General features: G+C 67.3%; 17 protein-coding genes. 8 read left to right on the top strand and 9 right to left on the bottom strand.

Going from position 1 to position 22558, the window contains the following annotated elements; all coding sequences use genetic code 11:
* Positions 1 to 37: 37 nt before the first annotated feature.
* The 6 genes from AC1VNY_RS16330 (at position 38) to AC1VNY_RS16305 (ending at position 5999) form a co-directional block, all read left to right on the top strand.
* The gene (locus tag AC1VNY_RS16330) at positions 38 to 697 is read left to right on the top strand and encodes a phosphoribosylanthranilate isomerase (protein ID WP_482405923.1); all 660 of its coding nucleotides are present in this window, start codon (positions 38 to 40) and stop codon (positions 695 to 697) included.
* Complete coding sequence (gene trpB / locus AC1VNY_RS16325; RefSeq protein WP_482405922.1) at positions 694 to 1911, top strand: tryptophan synthase subunit beta; 1218 nt, start codon at positions 694 to 696, stop codon at positions 1909 to 1911. The genes AC1VNY_RS16330 and trpB overlap by 4 nt, the downstream gene beginning before the upstream one ends.
* On the top strand, positions 1908 to 2744 hold the full coding sequence (gene trpA / locus AC1VNY_RS16320) for a tryptophan synthase subunit alpha (RefSeq protein ID WP_482405921.1): 837 nt from the start codon (positions 1908 to 1910) through the stop codon (positions 2742 to 2744). Before trpB ends, trpA begins: the two co-directional genes overlap by 4 nt.
* 104 nt (positions 2745 to 2848) lie before the next feature.
* A complete protein-coding gene (gene accD / locus AC1VNY_RS16315; protein ID WP_038382637.1) occupies positions 2849 to 3790 on the top strand; it encodes an acetyl-CoA carboxylase, carboxyltransferase subunit beta in 942 nt (313 codons plus the stop codon).
* A gap of 95 nt (positions 3791 to 3885) precedes the next feature.
* Positions 3886 to 5130 (top strand): bifunctional folylpolyglutamate synthase/dihydrofolate synthase, encoded by a 1245-nt coding sequence (locus AC1VNY_RS16310; protein WP_482405945.1) that lies wholly within the window; start codon positions 3886 to 3888, stop codon positions 5128 to 5130.
* 128 nt (positions 5131 to 5258) lie between these two features.
* Positions 5259 to 5999: a metallophosphoesterase family protein gene (locus AC1VNY_RS16305; protein ID WP_482405920.1), complete on the top strand. Its 741-nt coding sequence runs from the start codon at positions 5259 to 5261 to the stop codon at positions 5997 to 5999.
* A 179-nt stretch (positions 6000 to 6178) separates the two neighbouring features.
* Here AC1VNY_RS16305 and AC1VNY_RS16300 read toward each other — a convergent pair whose 3' ends face one another.
* From AC1VNY_RS16300 to AC1VNY_RS16280, 5 genes are all read right to left on the bottom strand, one after another.
* Positions 6179 to 6637: a DUF2231 domain-containing protein gene (locus AC1VNY_RS16300; RefSeq protein ID WP_057020418.1), complete on the bottom strand. Its 459-nt coding sequence runs from the start codon at positions 6635 to 6637 to the stop codon at positions 6179 to 6181.
* A 149-nt stretch (positions 6638 to 6786) separates the two neighbouring features.
* Positions 6787 to 7107, bottom strand: a complete 321-nt coding sequence (gene trxA, locus AC1VNY_RS16295) for a thioredoxin (protein WP_016847387.1) — start codon at positions 7105 to 7107, stop codon at positions 6787 to 6789.
* A gap of 115 nt (positions 7108 to 7222) precedes the next feature.
* Entirely contained in the window at positions 7223 to 10699 is a 3477-nt protein-coding gene (addA, locus tag AC1VNY_RS16290) for a double-strand break repair helicase AddA (RefSeq protein WP_482405919.1), read from the bottom strand.
* The gene (gene addB, locus AC1VNY_RS16285) at positions 10693 to 13839 is read right to left on the bottom strand and encodes a double-strand break repair protein AddB (protein WP_482405918.1); all 3147 of its coding nucleotides are present in this window, start codon (positions 13837 to 13839) and stop codon (positions 10693 to 10695) included. Before addB ends, addA begins: the two co-directional genes overlap by 7 nt.
* A gap of 255 nt (positions 13840 to 14094) precedes the next feature.
* Complete coding sequence (locus AC1VNY_RS16280) at positions 14095 to 15051, bottom strand: LysR family transcriptional regulator (protein ID WP_482405917.1); 957 nt, start codon at positions 15049 to 15051, stop codon at positions 14095 to 14097.
* A gap of 54 nt (positions 15052 to 15105) precedes the next feature.
* Here AC1VNY_RS16280 and AC1VNY_RS16275 point away from each other — a divergent pair, with 54 nt between their 5' ends.
* Positions 15106 to 16029, top strand: a complete 924-nt coding sequence (locus tag AC1VNY_RS16275) for a hypothetical protein (protein ID WP_482405916.1) — start codon at positions 15106 to 15108, stop codon at positions 16027 to 16029.
* Complete coding sequence (locus tag AC1VNY_RS16270) at positions 16026 to 17039, top strand: DUF2891 domain-containing protein (RefSeq protein WP_482405915.1); 1014 nt, start codon at positions 16026 to 16028, stop codon at positions 17037 to 17039. Before AC1VNY_RS16275 ends, AC1VNY_RS16270 begins: the two co-directional genes overlap by 4 nt.
* A 13-nt stretch (positions 17040 to 17052) precedes the next feature.
* Here the strand turns inward: AC1VNY_RS16270 and AC1VNY_RS16265 are convergent, their stop codons facing one another.
* The 4 genes from AC1VNY_RS16265 to AC1VNY_RS16250 all read right to left on the bottom strand — a co-directional run bounded on the left by AC1VNY_RS16265 (position 17053) and on the right by AC1VNY_RS16250 (position 22339).
* Complete coding sequence (locus AC1VNY_RS16265; protein WP_482405944.1) at positions 17053 to 17775, bottom strand: nucleotidyltransferase family protein; 723 nt, start codon at positions 17773 to 17775, stop codon at positions 17053 to 17055.
* 125 nt (positions 17776 to 17900) lie between these two features.
* On the bottom strand, positions 17901 to 18221 hold the full coding sequence (locus AC1VNY_RS16260; protein ID WP_028341691.1) for a PilZ domain-containing protein: 321 nt from the start codon (positions 18219 to 18221) through the stop codon (positions 17901 to 17903).
* Between the two features lie 87 nt (positions 18222 to 18308).
* The gene (gene tsaE / locus AC1VNY_RS16255; RefSeq protein ID WP_482405914.1) at positions 18309 to 19832 is read right to left on the bottom strand and encodes a tRNA (adenosine(37)-N6)-threonylcarbamoyltransferase complex ATPase subunit type 1 TsaE; all 1524 of its coding nucleotides are present in this window, start codon (positions 19830 to 19832) and stop codon (positions 18309 to 18311) included.
* Positions 19829 to 22339: a PAS domain-containing sensor histidine kinase gene (locus AC1VNY_RS16250; RefSeq protein WP_482405913.1), complete on the bottom strand. Its 2511-nt coding sequence runs from the start codon at positions 22337 to 22339 to the stop codon at positions 19829 to 19831. Before AC1VNY_RS16250 ends, tsaE begins: the two co-directional genes overlap by 4 nt.
* Positions 22340 to 22558: the final 219 nt, after the last annotated feature.

Genomic DNA, 22558 nt, shown 5'->3' with positions numbered 1-22558 from the left:
CCGCCCGAAAACCCGTTTTGAGACCCGTTTCGAGACCATGCCCCTGCTCGTCAAAATCTGCGGCCTGTCCACGCGCGAGACGCTCGACGTCGCGCTCGAGGGCGGTGCCGACATGGTGGGGTTCGTGTTCTTTCCGCCGTCGCCGCGTCACATCAGCCTCGAGGCCGCGCGCGAGCTCGGCAGCCGCGCCAAGGGCCGCGCCGTCAAGGTCGCGCTGACCGTCGATGCCGACGATGCGACGCTTGAGAACATCGTCGAGACGCTGCGGCCGGATATCCTGCAATTGCACGGCAAGGAGACCACGGCGCGGCTGCGCGACATCAAGGCGAAGTTCGGCCTGCCGCTGATGAAGGCGCTGCCGGTCGAGACCGCAGCCGATCTCGCCCCGCTGCCGGGTTATGCCGGCGTCGCCGACCGCATCCTATTCGATGCCCGCGCGCCGAAGGATGCCACGCGGCCGGGTGGCCTCGGCGCGCCGTTCGATTGGCACGTGCTGGAAAATCTCGATCTCGCGCTGCCCTACATGGTCTCCGGCGGGCTCAATGCCGACAACGTCGCTGAAGCTGTCCGCGTCACGGGCGCCGGCGGCGTCGATGTCTCGTCGGGCGTCGAGGGCATGCCCGGCGTCAAGGATCCCGAATTGATCCGCGCCTTCATCCGCGCCGCGCGCGCAACCCAAGAACTGATGGTTCGATGAATCCAAACCTGCCCAATTCATTCCGCAGCGGCCCCGACGAGCGCGGGCATTTCGGCATTTTCGGCGGACGCTTCGTCGCGGAAACGCTGATGCCGCTGATCCTCGATCTCGAAAAAGCCTATGCCGACGCTAAGGCCGATCCGGCGTTCCAGGCCGAGATGAATGTCTATCTGAAGGACTATGTCGGCCGGCCCTCGCCGCTCTATTTCGCCGAACGTCTCACCGAGCATCTCGGCGGCGCCAAGATCTATCTGAAGCGCGAGGAGCTCAACCACACCGGTTCGCACAAGGTCAACAACGTGCTCGGCCAGATCATGGTCGCGCGCCGCATGGGCAAGAAGCGCATCATCGCCGAGACCGGCGCCGGCCAGCATGGCGTGGCGACGGCGACGCTGTGCGCGCGGTTCGGGCTCGAATGCGTGGTCTATATGGGCGCGGTCGACGTCGAGCGGCAGCAGCCGAACGTGATCCGCATGGAGATGCTGGGTGCCAAGGTCGTCCCGGTGCAGTCGGGCGCGCGCACGCTGAAGGACGCGATGAACGACGCGCTGCGCGATTGGGTCACCAACGTGCACGACACCTTCTATTGCATCGGTACGGTCGCGGGTCCGCACCCCTATCCGATGATGGTGCGCGATTTCCAGTCGATCATCGGCCACGAGACCCGCAAGCAGATGCAGGAGGCCGAGGGCCGCCTGCCGGATTCGCTGATCGCCTGCATCGGCGGCGGCTCCAATGCGATGGGCCTGTTCCATCCGTTCCTCGACGATCCCTTGATCGAGATCTTCGGCGTCGAGGCGGCCGGTCACGGACTGACGCAGCTGCATGCCGCTTCGCTCGCCGGCGGGCGTCCCGGCGTGCTGCACGGCAACCGCACCTATCTCTTGATGGACGCCGACGGCCAGATCGAGGAAGCGCATTCGATCTCGGCGGGCCTCGATTATCCCGGCATCGGCCCGGAGCACGCCTGGCTGCACGAGACCGGCCGCGTGAAGTATCTCTCGGCGACCGACGAGGAGGCGCTGGCTGCATTCCAGCTGCTGTCGCGGCTCGAGGGCATCATCCCCGCGCTGGAATCGGCGCACGCCATCGCGAAGCTGTCCGAACTCGCACCGCAGCGGCCCAGGGATCACCTGATGGTGGTCAACCTCTCGGGTCGCGGCGACAAGGACGTGCCGCAGGTCGGCGACATCTTGAAGGCGAGGAAGAAGTGACCACCCGTATCGACGCACGTTTCGCCGAGCTGAAGCAGCAGGGCCGCTCCGCTTTCGTCACCTTCGTGATGGCCGGCGATCCCGACGCCAAGACCTCGCTCGACATCCTCAAGGCGTTGCCGAAGGCCGGCGCCGACGTCATCGAGATCGGCATGCCCTTCACCGACCCGATGGCCGACGGCCCGTCGATCCAGGCCGCCGGTCTGCGCGCGCTCAAGGGTGGCATGACGCTGTGCAAGACGCTGGCGATGGTCCGCGACTTCCGCAAGGAGGACAACGTCACGCCGATCGTGCTGATGGGCTACTACAATCCGATCTACATCTACGGCGTCGACAGCTTCCTGGCCGATGCCAAGGCCGCCGGCGTCGACGGCCTGATCATCGTCGACCTGCCGCCGGAAGAAGATACCGAGCTCTGCATCCCCGCGATGAAGGCCGGGCTGAACTTCATCCGGCTGGCGACGCCGACCACCGACGACAAGCGGCTGCCGGCGGTGCTCGCGAACACTTCGGGCTTTGTCTATTACGTCTCGATCACCGGCATCACCGGCGCTGCGACGGCCGATTCGAAGGTGGTCGCGGAAGCCGTGGCCCGCATCAAGCGGCACACCAAGCTGCCGGTCTGCGTCGGCTTCGGCATCCGCACTCCGGAGACGGCGCGCGCGATCGCCGAGAACGCCAACGGCGCGGTGGTCGGCACCGCAATCGTCGATGTGGTGCGTGCCAATCTCGATGCCGAGGGCCGCGCGACGCCGAAGACCGTGAGCGCGGTGGCGGACCTGGTGTCGGCGCTGGCGCAGGGGGTCCGGGGCGCCAAACAGGCCGCTGAATAAGCCACATTTTGCGGCAACAAGGCCGCCGATGGCGGCTTGCCGGGCTCGCCCGGCCCGCCATATATCCAGCTGGTGCGGAACCGATCCGCATTTCGGAGCGAACCATGAATTGGCTCACCAACGTCGTCCGGCCGAAGATCCGCAACATCCTGCGGCGCGAGACGCCGGAAAACCTCTGGATCAAGTGCCCGGATTCCGGGCAGCTCGTGTTCTACAAGGACGTCGAGGCCAACCAGTTCGTCATCCCCGGCTCGAACTACCACATGCGCATGGGCGCGGTGGCGCGGCTGAAGTCGATCTTCGACAACGAGACCTGGTTCGATGTCGCGCTGCCCGAGGTGACGGCCGATCCGCTGAAATTCCGCGACGAGCGCAAATATGTCGACCGCATCAAGGACGCCCGCACCAAGACCGGGCTGAACGACGCGATCAAGGTCGGCTACGGCAAGCTCGAGGGCGCCGGCGTCGTGGTCGCGGTGCAGGATTTCGATTTCATGGGCGGCTCGCTCGGCATGGCCGCCGGTGAAGCGATGGTGCGCGGGCTCGAGCTCGCGGTCGAGAAGAAGTCGCCGTTCATCGTGTTCGCCGCATCCGGCGGCGCGCGGATGCAGGAAGGCATTCTGTCGCTGATGCAGATGCCGCGCACCACCGTCGGCGTGCAGATGCTGCGCGAGGCGCGCCAGCCCTACATCGTGGTGCTGACCAATCCGACCACCGGCGGTGTCACCGCGTCCTATGCGATGCTCGGCGACATCCAGATCGCCGAGCCCGGCGCGTTGATCGGCTTTGCCGGCGCGCGCGTGATCGAGCAGACCATCCGCGAAAAGCTGCCGGACGGCTTTCAGCGCGCCGAATATCTGCGCGAGCACGGCATGGTCGACATGGTGGTGCACCGCCACGAGATGAAGGCCACGCTGGCGCGGCTGTGCCGCCTGCTGACCAAGGCGCCGCCGCTCGAATCCGCATCGAAGCCCAAGGCCGCAGTCACCGAGCCGGCCCAGATCGTCACGGCACCGGAGACGGTGCCGGCTGCGCCGCACGCGTGACCGCAAGCGCCGCCTCACCGCAAGCCTCGTTCGAGGCGTTGATCGCGCGGATATCGGCGCTGCATCCCACGCGCATCGATCTCAGCCTCGATCGCATGCGCGGCCTGATGGAGCGGCTCGATCATCCCGAGCGCAAGCTGCCGCCGGTGATCCATGTCGCCGGCACCAACGGCAAGGGCTCGACCATCGCCTATCTGCGCGCGATCCTGGAGGCGTCGGGCCTGCGCGTGCACGTCTTCACCTCGCCCTATCTGGTGCGGATCAACGAATGCTACCGGCTGGGCGCCACAGGCGGCGGCAAGCTCGTCGGTGACGACGAGCTGCGCGAGACGTTCGAGCACTGCGAGCGCGTCAACGCCGATAGTCCCATCACCATCTTCGAGATGGAAACGGCGGTGGCGTTCTGTCTGTTCGCCAGGCATCCTGCCGATGTCGCATTGCTCGAGGTCGGGCTTGGCGGCCGGCTCGATTCGACCAATGTGGTCGAGACGCCGCTCGCCTCGGTGATCTCGCCGGTGAGCATGGACCACATGGAATTCCTCGGCGACAATCTGACGGCGATCGCCGGCGAGAAGGCCGCGATCATCAAGCGCAAGGTGCCGGTGATCTCGGCCGAGCAGGCGCCGGATGCCATGGCCGTGATTGAGGCGCAGGCGAACCGCATGCGCGCGCCGCTGCATGCGGCCGGCCAGCAATGGCATGTCGGCGTCGAGCGCGGCCGGCTGGTGTATCAGGACGAGCGCGGCTTGCTCGATCTCGCCGCGCCGAAACTGTTCGGCCGGCACCAGTTCGACAATGCGGGCCTCGCGATCGCGACGCTGCGCGCGATCGATAAGTTCAAACTCAACATCGCGGCCTTTGAAGCCGGCATCGTCAATGCGGAATGGCCGGCGCGAATGCAGCGGCTGGTTTCCGGCGCGCTGGTCGGCCAGGGGCCGCAGGGCTCCGAGGTCTGGCTCGACGGCGGGCACAATGCCGAGGGCGGCCGCGTTGCGGCCGCGGCGCTCGGCGATCTCGAGGAGCGCGTGTCGCGGCCGCTGGTCGTGATCACAGGGATGATGGCCAACAAGGACGCCAACGCGTTTCTCGCCAATTTCGCCGGACTGACCCGCCACATCATCGCGGTCCCGGTGCCCGGCCGCGACAATGGCATGGCGCCGGACAGACTGGCTGACGCCGCGCGGGCGCTCGGCATGCGGGTCGAGATCGCTGATGGCGTCGCCGCCGCGCTGCAACGGCTTGCCATGCTGGCCTATGAGGTGCCGCCGCGCATCCTGATCACGGGCTCGCTGTATCTCGCCGGCCCGGTGCTTGCGGCCAACGGCACGCCTCCTGCATGATGTCGGTATCGTAGCCCGGATGGAGCGAAGCGAAATCCGGAGCGGCTCGATCCGCGGGCACAGGGCCCCGGATTGCGCTTCGCTCCATCCGGGCTACGGGACGTCGCGCTTGAGGACAGGACAACGTCATGCGCTTTGCTGCGATCGCTGACATCCACGGCAACCATCTCGCGCTCGAAGCCGTGCTGTCGGACATCCGCGCGCAGGGAATTCGGGACATCGTCGACCTCGGCGACATGGTGAGCGGGCCGCTCGACGCCCGGCCCACGATCGATATGCTGATGGCGCTCGATGCGGTCCATCTGCTCGGCAATCACGACCGCTATCTGATCGACCGGCCGCACGAGAAAATGGGCTCCTGGGAGCGGCTGACCTATACCCAGCTCGAGCCGCGGCATCTCGACTGGCTGCGCACGCTGCCGGCGAATTCGGTCTATCGCGACGAGGTTTTCCTCTGTCATGCAACGCCCCAGGATGACGAGACCTACTGGCTCGAGACGGTATTGCCGGGCGGCGAAGTCTGCATGTCCTCGCTGGAAGCGATCGAGACGAGGGCCGCCGGCGTGGGGCAGCCGCTGATCCTCTGCGCACACACGCATACTGCGCGCGCCGTGCGACTTCGAGACGGCCGGCTGATCGTCAATCCCGGCAGCGTCGGCTCGCCCGGCTATCGCGTCGGCAAGCCGCATCCGCATGTCGTGGAGGCCGGTTCGCCCGATGCGCGCTATGCGATCCTCGAGCAGGTCGATGGTGGCTGGGACGTAACCTTCCGCCACATCCCCTACGACCACGCGGCAATGGCGGCGCTGGCGCGGCAGCACGGCCAGGCCGAACTCGCCTCGGCACTGGCGACGGGATGGATCCGGTAGCTCCAACCTCCCCTTGAAAAGGGGAGGTCGCTTTGCTCGCCAGAGCAAAGCGGGAGGGGATCTGCTCTCTCCACATGCAGCGTCGCCTGCGGCTGACCCCCATCCCGACCTTCCCCCTTTCAGGGGGAAGGGGAAGGCGACTTCAGGCGCTCCATCCGGGCTACCCGTGGGACTCGCTGCTAATGGATGTGCGCCTCATCCGAGACGCCGACATGCTCGCGATAGACCATCTCCCAGCCCTTCCAGCCGGTGAACAGCAGGATCAGGACCACGATGAGCGATAGCGCCAGACCAGTCGGCACGATGGCGGATGCGCCGTGCTCGAAGCGCGAATACCAGTTGTACAGCGCGATCAGCACCGCGATGACGTTGCCGCCAGCGTGCTGCCACGCATCGGAAAGGTTGCGGACCTGATCGTCTCCGAGGAGATCGATCACGCCGGCGATGGCGGCGAGCGCGGCCATGATCAAGCCGATGCCGAGCAGCCAGAGCGAGGCGCTGGCCCAGAAGTCAGTGCCCGTCTTCCAGAATGCGAGGTCGGCAACGAAGGTCAAAACAAAGCATACGACCGGAAACGGAATGAGCATCGGATGGATAGGATGTCCCGCGACCTGCGCGGTTGATCTGGGGTTCGACATGGGTCCCTCCCGAGGGCCATTTGACACCAGAACGTGGGCCACCCGCTCGGGTTCCTAAGCGTTGCCGCGCAACCGCAGGGATCGGGGTGCAAAACAAAACGGCCGGCTCATCGCCGGCCGTTTGCACAAATCAGCTAATTCGAAACGGATCAGACCGCGGCGGTGATCCACTGCTGCAGCTTGGCCTTCGGAGCGGCGCCGACCTGACGGGACGCCATCTCGCCGCCCTTGAAGATCATCAGGGTCGGGATCGACATCACGCCATACTTCGACGCGGTCTTCGGGCTCTCGTCGACATTGAGCTTGACGATCTTGACCTTGTCGCCCATCGCGCCGGAAATCTCATCGAGAGCGGGCGCGATCATGCGGCAGGGGCCGCACCACTCGGCCCAGAAGTCGACGACCACCGGCCCGGTCGCCTTGAGCACTTCGGCTTCGAAATCGGCGTCAGAAACCTTGCCAACGGCCATGTGAGTACCTCGTTCGGTTGAGACAAAGGGCGCGGTTGAGAATCGCGCCCGGGAGCATGGGTCAAACCTATGAACGCCCCCTTGCCGGGTCAAGGTTACTCACGCCAACATGAACTTATGCCAGGGCGGCGTCCAGCGCGGAGGCGGAAATCTCCATGATTTCAGTCGTTTCGGTCCAGAGCAGGGCGGCGTGGATGATCCTCTGGGGATAAAGCTTTGCCAGCACCGCACGGTACAGCGCGAGCTGCCGGATATAACCCTTGGGGGCCTCGGCGGCGGTCTTGGGCGGGGCGTGGTTGGTCTTGAAATCGACGATCAGGACCTCGTTCGGCGTCACCATCAGCCGGTCGATCTGGCCGGAGACCAGCGCCTTTGGCCGGCCCGGCCGCTCCAGCCGGCCCACGATCGAAACCTCGGCACGGCTGCCGGGGGCAAACACCGGCGCGAAGCGCAGATCGACGGTCAGGGCGACCACTTGCCGAGCCAGCGCCGCGCGCTCTTCCTCGCTCCAGCCATCGGCATTGCGCGCAAGATAGCCGAGCGCCGCGCCGAGCCGTCGTTCGACAGCGACATCGGGCAGCGATTGCAGCAGGCGATGCACCAGCGTGCCGCGTTGCAGGGCGCGGGCGCGCAGCAGCACCGATTCGCCGGTTCGGATCGGATGGCTGTCGTCATCAGTCGGATCGGACGGACGCAGCATGCTCGCCGCTGATGCTTCCGGTGCGGCCGCAGCACGCAGCCAGGACGGCAGCTCGATCGGCGCCGTCGCCGCTGACGTAGCAGCGCCGGTGAGATCGGCGACGTCATCCGGCCGCGAATAGCGCATCACCTTGCCGCCTGGCGTCTCCAGCTCCTCGAGCTTGAGCCCGGAACCGGCGAGCCCCTTGGTGATCAGATCGTACCAGGACGATTTCCGCACCGTGTTCATGTTGCCCGGCATGCAGCCGCCGACGATCAGCCGGTCGGCGGCACGGGTCATCGCGACGTAGAGCAGGCGGCGATACTCGTCCTCGGTGTCGCCGAGCATCGCCTTGCGCGCCTCCGCGACGCCGGGCGGATCCTCGGCCTTCTTGCCGGCCCACACCACGACGCCCGGCGCGTTCGGTGCGGCATTGCCCTGCGGCAGATGGATCAGCCGCAGCCGCTGCGTGTCCGACGGCGAGGTCGTGGTGTCGACCAGGAACACGACCGATGCCTCGAGGCCCTTGGCGCCGTGCACGGTCATGACGCGGACCTCGTCGCGCGAAATCTCCATGTCGCGCTTCACCTCGGTGTCGGCGGCGCGCAGCCAGGCGACGAAGCCCTGCAGCGAAGCCGGCGCCTTGCGCTCATAGCTCAGCGCGAGCTCGAGGAATTCGTCGAGCGCGTCGTTGGCCTCGTGGCCGAGCCGGCGCAGGATGCGCGCCCGTCCGCCGTCGCCGCCGAGCAGCCAGGCGTAGAACGCGAACGGCGTCTCCTGGGTGAAGCGGCGCTCGCATTGTTCGAGACGGCGGAGCGCGGCCGAAAAGCGCTCATCGGTCGGCGCCGGCGTGGCCAGTGCCTCGCGCAGCGAGCCGCGACGCTGATACGCCAGCTTGAACAAATCGTCGTCGTCGAGGCCGAACAACGGGCTCTTCAGCGCCACCGCAAGCGCGAGATCGTCCTGCGGCAGCAACAGCGCATCGGCGAGGTTCATCAGGTCGATGATCGCGATGTGCTCGGTCAGCTTCAGCCGGTCGGCGCCGGCGACCGGGATACCGGCGTGCTTCAGCGCCTGGATCACCGCGTCGAAGGCGTTGCCGCGCCGCCGCACCAGGATCAGCATGTCGCCATAGCTGAGCGGCCGCCGTCCGCCGGCGCTGCCGGTCATGGTGCCGCTGGCAACGAGGCGCTTGATCTCGGCCTGGATGCGCCTTGCCAGCTTCACCTCGGGGCTGGTCACCGACACGCCGTCGAACGGCGCGCGCCAGCCTTCGATGTCCTGGCGGTCGTCGGCAACCGCGAGATCCCAGAGCTCGATCAGGCTGGGGCCGGCGTCGGTCATCGCGTTGTGGATCGGGTAGCCGTTCTCGACCGCATGGATGCTGCGGAAGATCTCCTGCTCGCGGAACACATGGTCGACCGAATGCAGGATCACCGGCCCCGAGCGGAACGAATAGGTGAACGACACCGGGTCGAATTTCAGCCCGGCTTCCTCGAACCGCCGCTTCAACTCGCGCCGGCGCAGGTCGAATTCGCGCGGCGCTGCGCCCTGGAACGAGAAGATCGACTGCTTCTCGTCGCCGACCGCGAACACCGTGCGCACCAGGCCGTCGCGCGCGCCGGCGCCGGAGGTGAATTCCGAGATGATGTGGGCGACGATATCCCATTGCCGCGGGCTGGTGTCCTGGGCTTCGTCGATCAGCACGTGATCGACGCCGCGGTCGAGCTTGTAATGCACCCAGCCGGAGGAGACGCGGTCGAGCATCGCCAGCGTCTTGTCGATCAAATCGTCGTAGTCGAGCAGCCCGCGCTCCAGCTTCTCGCGCCGGTAGTGCGCGGCGGCCGCGGTCGCGATGTGGATCAGCGCCTCGGTGCGGTCGCGCGCGACCACGGCGCGGCGGCGCTCGATCAAGGGACCGAGACGGTCGACCTCCGCCTCGAACCTGTGGCCTGCGACAGCATTCTTCTTGATGAAATTGTTGGTGACCACAGATGCGCGCGGCGCGCGGTCGTCGGTGAGAAAGACGCCGAGATATTCCTCGACCTGGGCTGCACCGGTAAAGGTCAGCGCGCTCCGCAGCCGCTCGGCCTGCTTCTGATCCGCCTTGCTGCTGGTATCGAGAAGCGTGGCCATCTCCTTCCAGCTCGACCGCGGCAGGTTCGGCCCGTCGACGATCTCGCGCTCGACATCCTCGATGCGATCATCGGAGGAGACGCCGAGCGCGGCCGACATCTGCGCGGCGGCGGCCGCGGCGTTGCCGGCGGCATCGGTCCAGGCCATGAAATGGTCGCGGCTCAGACAAGCCTCGCGGACCACCTCCTTGAAAGTGACGTCGGCGGCATTTGCCATCGCCGTCCGCAGCGCGTGGCCGATGGGACTGTCGGGAATCCGCGACGCCTCGAGGAACACCGCGAGATTGGCGCGCTCCATCATCTCGTTCTGGTCGCGGTCATCCAGCACGGCAAAGCGCGCCGGCACGTTGGCCTCGAACGGAAACTGCTGCAGCAGGCGGGTGCACAGCGCGTGGATGGTCTGCACCTTCAAGCCGCCGGGCGTCTCCAGCGCGCAGGCAAACAGTTTGCGAGCTTCCTTGCGGAGCTTCGAATCTGGATGCGCGATGCCGGCCTCGCGGATCGCAGCATCGAGCCCGGCGTCGTCGAGCGTCACCCAATGGCCGAGCGTCGTGAAGACGCGCTCGGCCATGTTCGCCGCAGCCGCCTTGGTGAAGGTGATGCAGAGGATCTTTTCCGGCGGCACGCCTGACAGCAGCAGGCGGATCACGCGCTGCACCAGCACATGGGTCTTGCCCGAGCCGGCGTTGGCCGACACGAAGGTCGACGCCTTCGGATCGGACGCGCGCGCCTGCGCGTCGCGCACGGCGGGCGGGATGGGCCTGATAGCCTTCACCATTCCTCGATCCCCAGGCCGCCGGCGGCGGACCATTCCTTGATGCGCGCGAGGTCGTCATAGGCGCCGTAGCGGTTGGCCCACATCGAGAGGTTCAGCGAGGTGTAGGCCTGCTGCTCGTCGTCGAAGGCGCGGATCAGGGCCTCCAGCTTGCGCCGCGCGCTGTCGGCGGCCTCATCGGGCGGCTGCGGCGTGTCGTTGGTCTTGATCTTCAGCTCCAGCGAACGCTGCTCGCCCGGCGGATTGTTGCCGCTCAGCCTGACGTAGACGAGGTCGCCGACCGAGGAGTCCGCCGAGATGTCAGCGAAGCCGCCCTCGCGCAGGATCGCGGCTTCCAGGGTGAGCTGCGGCGACAGGCCCATGCGTACCTGCTTGCCGGTCGGCGGCTGGCCGGTCTTGTAGTCGAGGATCGCAAAGCTGCCGTCGTCGCGCCGCTCGATCCGGTCGGCACGCGCCGAGAGGGTGAAGGTCCTGGCGTCGTCGAGCGGGATACCGATCTCGCCGCGGATTTCGGCCTTGATCGCAGCAATATTGCCGCGCCGGGCCTGCTCCCATTCGGCAAACCACGCGGCGATGCGCTGGAAGCGCGGCCACCACAGCGCCCGCGCCTCGGGCCGCTCCATCAGCGGCGCGAAATATTTGGCTCCGATCTCGCGCAGCGTGCGCAGGGTGTCGGTAGGCAGCGCGTCGGCATAGACCTGCGTGAACTCGCCGAGCGCCTCGTGGATCGCCGAGCCGCGATCCGCCGCCGACAGCGGCATGTCGACGGGGTCGAGCGGATCGAGCCGCAGGATGTAGCGCGCATAGATCGTGTAGGGATCGCGCAGCCAGTCCTCGATCGCGGTGACGGACATTTTCAACGGCCGTGCCTCGCGCGGCGGCCGCGGCTCCGGCTGCGGGATCGGCTCGACCTTGTCGGGCCGGTCGAGCTCGGCGGCATATTGCACGTAGGTTTCGCCGGCCGATGTCGCGGCCTTCCAGCGCGCTTCGCCGGCAACCGCTTCGAGCCGATGCAGGAAGCGCGAGGCGACCGCCGGCGCGCCGCCGACCTTTGCGGCGTGGGTGAGGATCACCTCGTCATGGCCGAGCAGCTGCGCAAAGTCGTGCGCGGACAAGCCGATGCGCCGCTCGGGAAGATCGAGCCCGAGCTCATGCCGCATCGGCCGGCTCAGCCAGGGATCGATCCGCGGCGCCGGCGGCCAGACGCCCTCGACCAGACCGCCGAGGATGACGCGATCGGATTCGGTGAGACGTGCTTCGAGCTGGCCGAAGATGTTGAGCTGCGCGCGCGCCGATTCCGGCCGCCGCACCATGCGGTCGGTGAAGGCGGTCTGGAACACCTCGGGATAATCGGCGAGCGGCGTCATCAGCCCACTCGGCTGCTGCTTGGCGAGCAGCTCGTCGAACGCGGACGCCAGCGACGCACCGGCGCGCTCCTCGAACACGACAGCAACGCCGTTCCGGTCGCCGGACAGCGCGATCAGCGCCTCGCGGTGGCGCGCGGCGAGCTCGGCGAAGTCGTAGGGCTTTGACGACGCCATGCCTTCGAGCGGCGCCAGCGCCGCCTGCAATCTGGCGATCAGGCCCTCGGCCTGGTTGAGCTCGTTGTCGCGCAGCCGGGCGCGCGGCTCCATGGCGTGCAGCGACGAGGTCTCGCCGCCGTGCAGCTTGACCAGCTCGGCGCGGAAACGCGCGAAGTCGCGGGCGAGGCCGCCGGTCCCGGCTTGCGGCCGCGTGCCGCGCAGCCGCGCGATCTCCAACACCTCGATCGCACGCCGCAGCGCGCCATGCGAACCGCCGAGCCGGAACAGCGGATGCTTGAGCAGCGCGAGCAATATCGCTGGCTCCAGCCCCTTGGCTGCAGCCTCCGCGGTCAGGCGGGCGAACACGCCGGCCGGCGTTTCCATCAGCGCATCGCCGCCGGAATCGTCGAACTCCAGCTTCCAGCGCGTCAGCGAGGCCATCACGCGGCGCGCCAATGCGCGATCCGGCGTCACCAGCGCGGCCGATTTGCCGAGATGCCGCGCCTCGCGCATCGCGACCGCGATCGCCAGCGCCTCCATTTCCGGATTGGGCGCCTCGACCACGGTGAGGTTTGTCATCCCGGCGGAAATCCGCGCCACGATCTCCGGCCGTTCCAGCCGGTCATGCCACTGCGCTGTCGCGGTCGAGGGACGCATCGTCTCCGACACCAGCACCTCGCGGCCGAGCGGCGCGGGCTCGGCAAGGCTCTCGACATCGCGGCGCTTGATGCCGAAGCGGTCGAGCAGACCGTGCATCGCGAATTGCGGATGGTTCGACGAGGGCGGCGTGGTGAACCTGCCGTCATCGCCGCGCTCGCCGCCGATCGTGTCCCAGGAGTCCTCGTCGAGATCGGTGTCGAGTCCGGGCAGCACCACGGCGCCGTTCGGCAGCTTCGCCACCGCGTGCAGGAATTTCGCCGTCGCCGGCATCGAGCCGGTCGAACCGGCGGCGATCACAGGGCCCGCGTGATGCGCGGTCAGCCGCGCCGCTTCCGCCTCGATCAGGAGATCGCGGCGCGCCGCGGGCTCGATCCGGCCGATCTCCTTGAGGTAGTTCGGCCAGGCGTCGCGCGCGATGCGCAGAAAGTCGAGCGAATGCTGCCAATATTTGTCGAGCTGGTCCGGCACCAGGCGGTCGAGCGCGCGCCAGTCGACGCCGCGCGTCACCATGTCGTCCATCAGCCGCGCCAGATCGCCTGCGAGTTGCAAGGTCGAAGCCGGGCCGCCGACCACCAGCGGCGCCGACACCGGCGTCTTCGCCCAGGCCGCGACCAGATGCGCCAGCGTCAGCCGGCGCTCGAGCTCGCCGAGCCTTGGCGGAATCTCCAGCGGGGCGGCGCCGCCGACGTCCTCGCTTTGGTCGGCGAAGGCAAGTTCGTCCTCATCGATGTCGCCAAGCGCGACGATGCGCGGCAGCACGGCTGCGTCGGACTCGAGCACATCGAGGAAGATTTCCCGCGCCAGCCGTCCGGCACGGCGGGTCGGCAGATACAGCGTGGCGTTGGCGAGCCTTGCCGGATCGCTCTGCGCCTCGAATCCCGCGACCAGCCGGCCATCGACCAGCGCCGAGATGACGGTCCGCAGGAACGGCGCAGAAACGGGAACACTGAAGACGCGCATGGGCTGCCTGATTCGAATCCGGCGCCAATATAGGGAGCGGCGGCCGTCGTTAGCCACCCCTCCCGATCAACGTCAGGGCTATCGCATATGAGCTCGGTCGCTCCACAAACTCGTCATGCCCGGGTTTGTCCCGGGCATCCACGTCTTTGTTTCCAGGTGAAGAAAGACGTGGATGGCCGGGACAAGCCCGGCCATGACGGTGCGGACAAATCCATTTCCTCCCATATGCGATAGCCCTGCGGTCAACGTCACCGCTCAATATCGCAATCGGCCGGCGCAGCGATCGGCGGCATCCAGGAACCAGCGCAACGCCGGATCCCGGGCGGCGCGGCTTGTATGGATCAGGTCGATCGCGAAGGCGGGGATGTCGATCGGCGGTGCGACGACGGCAATGTCGGCCAGATGCGTGAAGCGCCGGGCGACGCGCTCGGCCATCGTGGCGATCAGATCGGTGCCGGCCACGGCGAACGGAACGGCCACCACATGCGCAAGCGTCACCGCTACCCGTCGCTTCAGTCCATGGCGTGCCAGCAGCGCGTCGATCACGCTCGGCAGGCCGTCGCCGCCGGCCGCCGAGAACAGCGCGTGCGGCAGGGTCGCGTAATCCTTCAGACTGAGACGCTCCGATCGGTTCGCGCGTGCATCGCGGACGCAGACAAAGCGTTCCTCGAACAGCCGGTGCCGGACACAGCGCGGCGACTCCGGCAGGTGCCCGCCGATCAGCGCATCAAGTTCGCCGCGCTCCAGCTTCGCCAGCGCCACCGTCGCATCGGTAAGCGGGCGCACGGCAAGGTCAATGCCGGGCGCTTCGATGCGCAGCAGCCGGGTCAGTTCCGGCACCACAACGAGATCGCCGTAGTCGGTCGCGGCGATGGTGATGCGCCGTCGCGCGATGGCCGGATCGAAGCCCTGATCGGGCACCAGCGCGCTCCGGATCTGCCGCAGCGCTTCGCCGATCGGCCCGGCCAGTGCCAGCGCCTTTTCGGTCGGCTGCATGCCCGCGCCGGCACGCAGGAACAGTTCGTCGGCAAACAGCGCACGCAGCCGCCGCAACGCGCTGCTCATGGACGGCTGGGCGAGCCCGATGCGCTCGGCCGCCCGGGTGACGGGGCGCTCCTCCATCAGCGCCTCGAAGGCGACCAGCAGGTTGAGATCGATGGCAGCTAAATTCATCGTAACAATAGTGCCTATAATAATAATCGATTTCAACAATGACTTGCCCCGGCCTATGCTCGTTGGCCGGACATGACGACGGGACCCACGAATTTGGCGAGATTTGCGAGGCTGGTGCCGCGCGGGCCGACCCTGCTGATCATCGGCGTGCTGGCAGGATTGGCTTTCCCTGCCTTGGCGGACAGCGCGCGCCCGCTGATGGCGGCGGCGATCTTCGTTCTGGTGCTCGGCACCTTCCTCCAGGTCGACGGGACCGCGTTCCGGCGCGCATTGCGCCGGCCGCTGGTCTGGCTGCTGTTGCCGGCGCTCGCCATGCTGGCGAGCCCGCTTGCCGTCGGCTTCGCGGCGCGCGGCGCCGGCTTTCGACCCGAGCTGATCGTCGCATTGGTGCTGTCGGTGTGTGCGCCGCCGTCGAGCGGCACGGCGGCCGTCGCGCGCATGCTCGGCTTCGACGCGACCATTCCGCTTGCGGTGACGCTGCTGTCGATGGCGCTGGCGCCGGTCACCGTGCCGCTGATCGCCGCGGGATTTGCCGATCTGGCGCTCGATCCGCTGGCGCTTGCGGCCCGGCTGGCGCTGCTGGTCGGCGCCGCCGGCGCGCTGGCGTTGCTGCTGCGCCGTCAGGCCGCTGCACGATTGGCGCAGCACGCGCGCATCATCGACGCACTCGTGCTCGCCTCGCTGCTGCTGTTCGCGATCGCCACCATGGCCGGGGTGCGCACCCAGATCGAAGCGCAACCGGCCGCGGCGTTCACCTGCGTCGGCCTTGCCTTCGCCTGCAATCTTGCCCTGCAATTGTGCGGCGCGCTGCTCACGCCGGGCAATCTGGCTGCGCGGCTGACCAGCGGCCTCATTCTCGGCAACCGCAATGTCGGACTGGTCTGGTCGGCGATGGGCGCTGCGGTGTCGCCGATGACGGCGTTGTTCTTCGCCGCCACGCAGTTTCCGATCTATATGACGCCGCGGCTGATCGAGATGCTCGTTCGCCGCGAGCGCAAGGAGAATGCCTCACCATGAGCGCGACGATCCTGACCGAAGAGCTCGCCGTCCGCTTCGCGCGCATCGCGCTTGGCCACGTTACGCGCGAATATCCGAACAAGCCGGATCACGTGCTGGCGGGGCCGCAGGACGCGCGCACGCCGCGCGAGCTGCATCCGGTGTTCTTCGGCAGCTACGACTGGCACTCCTGCGTCCACAGCTACTGGATGCTTGCCCGGCTGCTGCGCCGCTATCCCTCATCCGGGGCGGCGGACGATATCCGCGCGCTGTTCGACGCGCAGTTCGTTGCGGAAAAGGTAGCGGCGGAATGCAGCTATCTCGCCGCCCCGACCGCGCGTGGCTTCAAGCGGCCTTACGGCTGGGGCTGGCTGTTGAAGCTCGCAGCGGAACTCTCGCTCCTCGAGAACGCCAACTGGCACGAGCGGATCGCGCCGCTGGCCGGGATCTTCGCGCAGCGCTACCGCGATTTCCTGCCGCTCGCCACCTATCCGGTGCGGGTCGGCACCCATTTCAACACAGCGTTCGGGCTGCGCATGGCAGCCGACTACGCCGCCGTGACACAGGACGATGCGTTCGGCGCGCTGTTGCGCGACACGGCGCTGCGCTGGTACGGCGCCGATCAGAACTGCCCCGCCTGGGGTGAGCCGAGCGGCGACGACTTCCAGTCGTCCGCGCTCATCGAAGCGCAGTGCATGCGCCGGCTGCTGGCGCCGGGTGACTTCCTGTCCTGGTTCGACCGCTTCCTGCCGCGGCTCGAACTGCGCGAACCGGCAACCCTGTTCCGACCCGCAACGGTCACCGATCGCACGGACGGCAAGCTGGCGCATCTCGACGGGCTCAATCTCAGCCGCGCATGGTGCTGGCGGGCGCTGGCCGGCGCATTGCCGGCGGCCGATGCCCGTCGTCCGATCCTGCAGGATGCCGCGCGACGCCATCTCGACGCCGGCTTGCCGCATATCGCGAGCGATTATATGGGCGAACACTGGCTTGCGAGCTTCGCGGTGCTCGCGATCGACGCCGAGGGCTGACGACGGGCGCCGCCTAAGCGACGCTCTCCAGGTACGCTTCTTCCGCAGCCTGGATCGCGTCGGGCGTCCCGACATGCATCCAGACGCCGTCGAGGCGCAGGCCGAACAGCCGCTCCTGCTCGTTGGCGCGGTCGAAGATCTTGGTCAGCGAGAACTCGCCGGCCGGCGCGTCGGCGAACAGCGCAGGCGACATGATCGCGGCGCCGGCATAGACGAACGGCACCACCTGATGCTCGCGCCGCTTGCGCAAGGCGCCATCCGGCAACATCGAATAGTCGCCGCGCCCGCCATAGCCGATGCTGGAGGCGGTCGGCGCCATCAGCAGCAGGATATCCATCCGCGCGGGATCGAAGGTCTCCGCGAGCCGCGCCAGATTGGAGCGCACGCCGTCGATCCACATCGTGTCCGCGTTCAGATGATAGAACGGCGTATCGCCGAGCAGCGGCAGCGCCTTCACCACCGCGCCGCCGGTGCCGAGCACCTGGTCGCGCTCGTCGGAGATGATCACGCGCGGACGGCTGCGGGGCTTGACGTGCTCGATGATCTGGTCGGGCAAATAATGCACGTTGACGACGGCTTCGCTGACGCCGGCGCCGGCGAGCTTGTCGAGCACATGGTCGAGCAGCGGCTGGCCGGCGACGCTGACCAGCGGCTTCGGCATCGTGTTGGTCAGGGGGCGCATGCGCACGCCGAGGCCCGCAGCGAGCACCATGGCCTTATGGGGTGTGACGGGCATCTTCCGGATATTCTCGGTCATCATCTCTCATGCGCCGATCATATCACGGCGATTCGGCAAGCACATCAATCAGACGCCATAGTCATCGGACATGACGGCCGTAAGACGGCAATGACGACCCTGGCCTAGACGTCGGCAGCTTGCGTGCCGCGTTTGGCAGTTTTCTTCTTCTTGTCGCCTTGTTTGAGAAAGTTGACGCCGATCTGGTCGCCATTGACCCATGCCAGCTCGCAGCGGCGATAGGCCAATCCTGTGGACGACAGCAGCAGAAAGAACTCCTTCAGGTTCAGGCCCTCGACCGAGCCGTCGACGGAGAGCTTGGCGCCCGTCTCCGACACGTCTTCCATGGTGCAGTCGCGCCGCCAGGTGCCGTCGATGCCCATCATGTGCGCCGCTATGCCGCGCTCAAACGTGACACGATCGCCCTTGCGTCGTTCCGTCCCCATCGTGTGGTCCCGCTCCAGATCCGGCCGCGCCATGGATCAGGTGCGGGCTCCGCAACCTTAGGGGAGGCGAGGCTAATAACCCGTAAACTACGGTACTGGAGGAGGGAAGTTGGCCGTGTACCAGATGCGGAAGCTGGTCAGCGCCGGATGCGCCAGCGACCGCTCGAGATAGGTCCAGATCCGCGGCTGGTGCTTGAGATATTGCGGCTTGCCGTCGCGGCGGTTGAGCCGCGCAAAGGTGCCGAGCAGGCGGGTATTGCGCTGCGCCGACATGATCGCATAGAGCTCGGCGAAGCCGGCCGGATCGAAGCTCTCATCGGTGGCGCGCCGCGCCTTGATGTAGCGGGTCAAGAGCGACAGCTCGAGCTGCTCCGGCACATCGATCCGCGCATCCTGCAGCAGCGACACCACGTCATAGGCCGCGGGGCCGAGCAGCGCGTCCTGGAAGTCGATGACGCCGACGCGTAGGATACCGGTGCGTTCGGCAAGCCAGATGATGTTCGGCGAATGGAAGTCGCGGATCACCCAGGTCCGCGGCGCGGCTGCGGGCTTCTCCAGCAGGCCGCGCCACATCCCGAGAAATTCGGCGCGAAGCTCCTCGCTCGGCTGCACGCCGCGGTCGGGCAAGTACCATTCCAGCATCAGCCCGATCTCGATCAGCCAGGCGTCGATGTCGAACACCGGGACGTCGTAGCTCTCGTCTGATGTCAGCGGCAATTGCTCCGGCAGCACTTCACGATGCAGCGCCGCCAGCATGTCGACGGCGGCCTCGTAACGCTCGGCGATCGGCTGCGGCGGATCGCCATCGATGATGCCTTCGGCGCCGAAATCCTCGGTGATGAGGAAGCCGGATCCGAGGTCGGTGTGACGGATCGCGGGCGCGGAAAAGCCATGCTTGCGCAGGCCGTTTCCGATCGCGACGAACGGCCTGACGTCTTCGGCCAGATGCACCGCTGCGCTGTAGGACTGGCCGCTGTAGATCGCCGGGCCGTCGGGACGGCGCGGCGAGTTCATCAGGATGACGGTGCCGTCGTCGTTGCGCAGCCGCGCATAGGAGCGCGTCGAGGCGTCGCCCGGCATGCGTTCGCGCCGGGCATTGAGAAAGCCCGCGCGATCGAGAAACTGGCGCAGCTCGTTGAGCCGCGCGACCTTCGCCGCGCCCTTGCCATGGCCGGTGATCTCGGCCGCGCGCGCCGCCGATCCGAGCGCCGGGCGATGGCTGAACGCGATATCGATGCGGTCGGCGGGCATCGCGCCGGGCGCGCGTTCCGGCCACTCGATCAGCGCCACGATGTCGTCGGGCAGCGGCGACAGCCCGATCTCCTCGAGCTCGCTGGCGTCGTTGATGCGGTAGAGGTCGGCATGGACGAGCGGAAACGACGGCAGCTCGTAGCTCTGTGCCAGCGTGAAGGTCGGGCTCGGCACCTCCAGCGCGTCGTCGGCGGCGAGGTAACGGATCAGCGCGCGCGCGGCGGTGGTCTTGCCGGCGCCGAGGTCGCCGGACAGCGTGATGACGTCGCCGGCGCCGATCAGCAGCGCGAGGTCGGCCATCAGCTCCGCTGTCGCGGTCTCGTTCGCGAGCGCCACCGAGAATGTCGAGGTCGCCGTCATTCAGCAGCGTTGCGATGTGCGGTCTGGTCGATCGGGAAGTCGCAGGTCACGGTCGTGCCGCGGCCTACGGTCGAATCGACCCGCACCCGTCCGCCATGCAGTTCGACGAAGGAGCGGACCAGCGACAGGCCAAGCCCCGCGCCGCGGTGCCGCGAGCCGTGCGAATGGCTCTCGAACCAGTTGAACACCTTGTCGCGCATCTCGGCCGGAATGCCGGGACCGGCGTCGGTCACCGCAAACACCACGCTGTGCTCGGTGCGGTGCGCGCTGATCGTGACGGTGGCGTCATGCGGCGAGAAGCCGACGGCGTTGGCGAGCAGATTATACAGCACCTGCACCACCCGCCGCTCGTCGCCGACGAAGGCGCCGATGTCCGGCTCGATATCGACCTTGAGCGTGATGCGGTCGGTCGCGAGGCGATCCTGGATGCCTTCGGCGGCGGCCTCGATCGCCTGGCCGATATTGACCGGACCGAGCTCGAGCTTCATGGCGCCGGCGTCGATGGTGGCGAGATCGAGAATGTTGTTGGTCAGCGCCAGCAGCGCGTTGGTCGATTTGGTGACGTAGTCGAGATATTCGGCCTGCTTCGGCGTCAGCGGTCCGGTCGAGGGATCGCTGAGGAAATGCGCGAAGCCGATGATGGTGGTGAGCGGTGCGCGCAGCTCGTAGGAGACGTGGTGGACGAAATCGACCTTCATCTGGTCGGCGGCTTCCAGCGCCTCGTTGCGCTCGCGCAGCGCCCGCTCGACATTCTCGGTGTCGGTGATGTCCTGGAAGGCCAGCAAGGTCTTGCCGTCGGGCAGCGGGATGGTCATGCAGTTCAGCACGCTGCCGTCCCTGCGCTCGAGCTTGAGCGCGACCTGGGCGCGGTTCTCGATCGCGGTGATCTGCTCGCGCAGCGTGCGCCAGGTCAGGGCGTCGTCGAACAGCGGCCGGCACAGCGCTTCCACCGCCTCGATATGCGGTTCGCCCTGCAGCGCATCGGCCGGCAGCTTCCACATCTTGGCGAAGGGCGGGTTGAACAGTTCCGCGCGGCCATTGCTGCCAAACACCGCGACCGCCTCGCCGAGATTGTCCAGGGTCTCACGCTGCACCCGCGTCAGGCGGTCGTAGCGGCGGGCGAGGTCGAGGCTCTCGGTGACGTTGTCGAACAGATAGGTGACGCCGCCCTCGAGGTTCGGCGTGGTGACCACGCTGATGGCGCGGCCGTCGGGCAGGAACCAGGTATAGGTCTCGGATTCGACCGCGCGATAGGCTTCGTGCAGCTTGGCCTTCCAGGCGCGGAAATCCGGCTGCTCGGGCAGCTTGCGGTTGGCGCGCAGCCGGTCCAGCACACTGGAGTCGTCGGGGTTGCCGTCGAGGAAGGCCTGGTCGAGGCCCCACAGCCGCCGGTAGGACTCGTTGTAGAAGGTGAGCCGCCGGTCGGCATCGAACACCGCGACGCCCGAGGACAATTGGTCGAGGGTGCGCCGGTGCGCTTCGACCATCCGCGCGATCCCCGCGCGCAACGCCGCAGCTTCGCTGGCGTCGATCGCGATACCGGCGCTGCCGCCGGAGAGCTTGAGCGCCTGCACGTCGTAGATCCGCCGCTCGCCGCTGACGACGATCGGCAGCCGCGCGGCATAATTGGCATTGTCGTTCAGCGCGCGGGTCAATTCAGTGCGCTGGTCGCTTTCGAGCAGTTCGAGATTGCGCTGCAGCGCGTCCGACACGCTCTTGCCCTCGGTGGCGCGGACATAGGCCGCGTTGGCGTAGCGCAGATTGCCCTCGAGGCTCTTGGCCCAGATCGGCCATGGCGCGGCGGCGGCGAAATCGCGCAGCAGCTCGGTTTCCTCCTGCAGCGTCTTGTAGCGCAGGTTGGACTCGGCGAGTTCGCGGCGCAGGCCGCCGAGCTCGCGGATCCGCACGATGGCCTGGCCGCCGATCGCGCGGCCCATCGCCTCGATGGCGCGGCCGGCCGAGGTCGAGAGGTTGAGCAGGAATGCCTCGCCCTTCTCGCGCAGCGCATCGACGGCGTGGTCCATCTGCAGCGCCGGCTCGGGCGGCAGCCAGGTTCCGAAGGCGAGGACGCGCTGCGGCGAGCCTTCCTGCGACATCACCAGCGAGATGTCGCCCGAGATCTGTGGCCGGTTGTCGCCCGCGGCCCAGGAGATCAGGACCTGCGGCTCGACGAACAGCAGCGCGCGCAGCCGGTCCGATTGCGCCTGCAGGTCCGTGATCTCGGACTGCAACTGCTCCTCGGCCCTCGTCGCGCGCACGCGGGTGCGCATCAGGAGGATCGCGGCGACGGCCGAGAAGCCGACCAGCGCAAGCGACGTCGCGAGGACCGCGACCTCCTGGTGATTGAAGCCGAAATGATCCGACACCGCCTGGGCGACCGGGCTCTCGGCGGCAAACGCTGCGCGGGCCGGCAGCAATGCGGTGATGGCGAGCCCAATCATGCCGTCGCGCGCCAGTGAGGTGCATGACAGCAGGGTTCGACGCATTGCCGCGACTACGCCCGACATATGTTGCCCCAGAACGCACAAACCCCAGGCATGATCCGGAAAAGAGGAGACCGGTGTTCCCTCACGGCAAACGTACAACGTTTGTCCGCCGATCATGCCCAAGCAGGACCAGTCAGCCCGACGAAGACCCCCCGTCGCGCTCGAATCAAAACAGAATAGTCCCAACGGGACTCGGCGAGTAAGAGTCCAGACCGTGAACGCAGAATCCCCTGTGAAAAA

The sequence above is a fragment of the Bradyrhizobium ferriligni genome (genome assembly GCF_056837965.1).
Note: the sequence above shows the minus strand (reverse complement) of the source record. Positions and strands in the feature narration are given on the sequence as shown.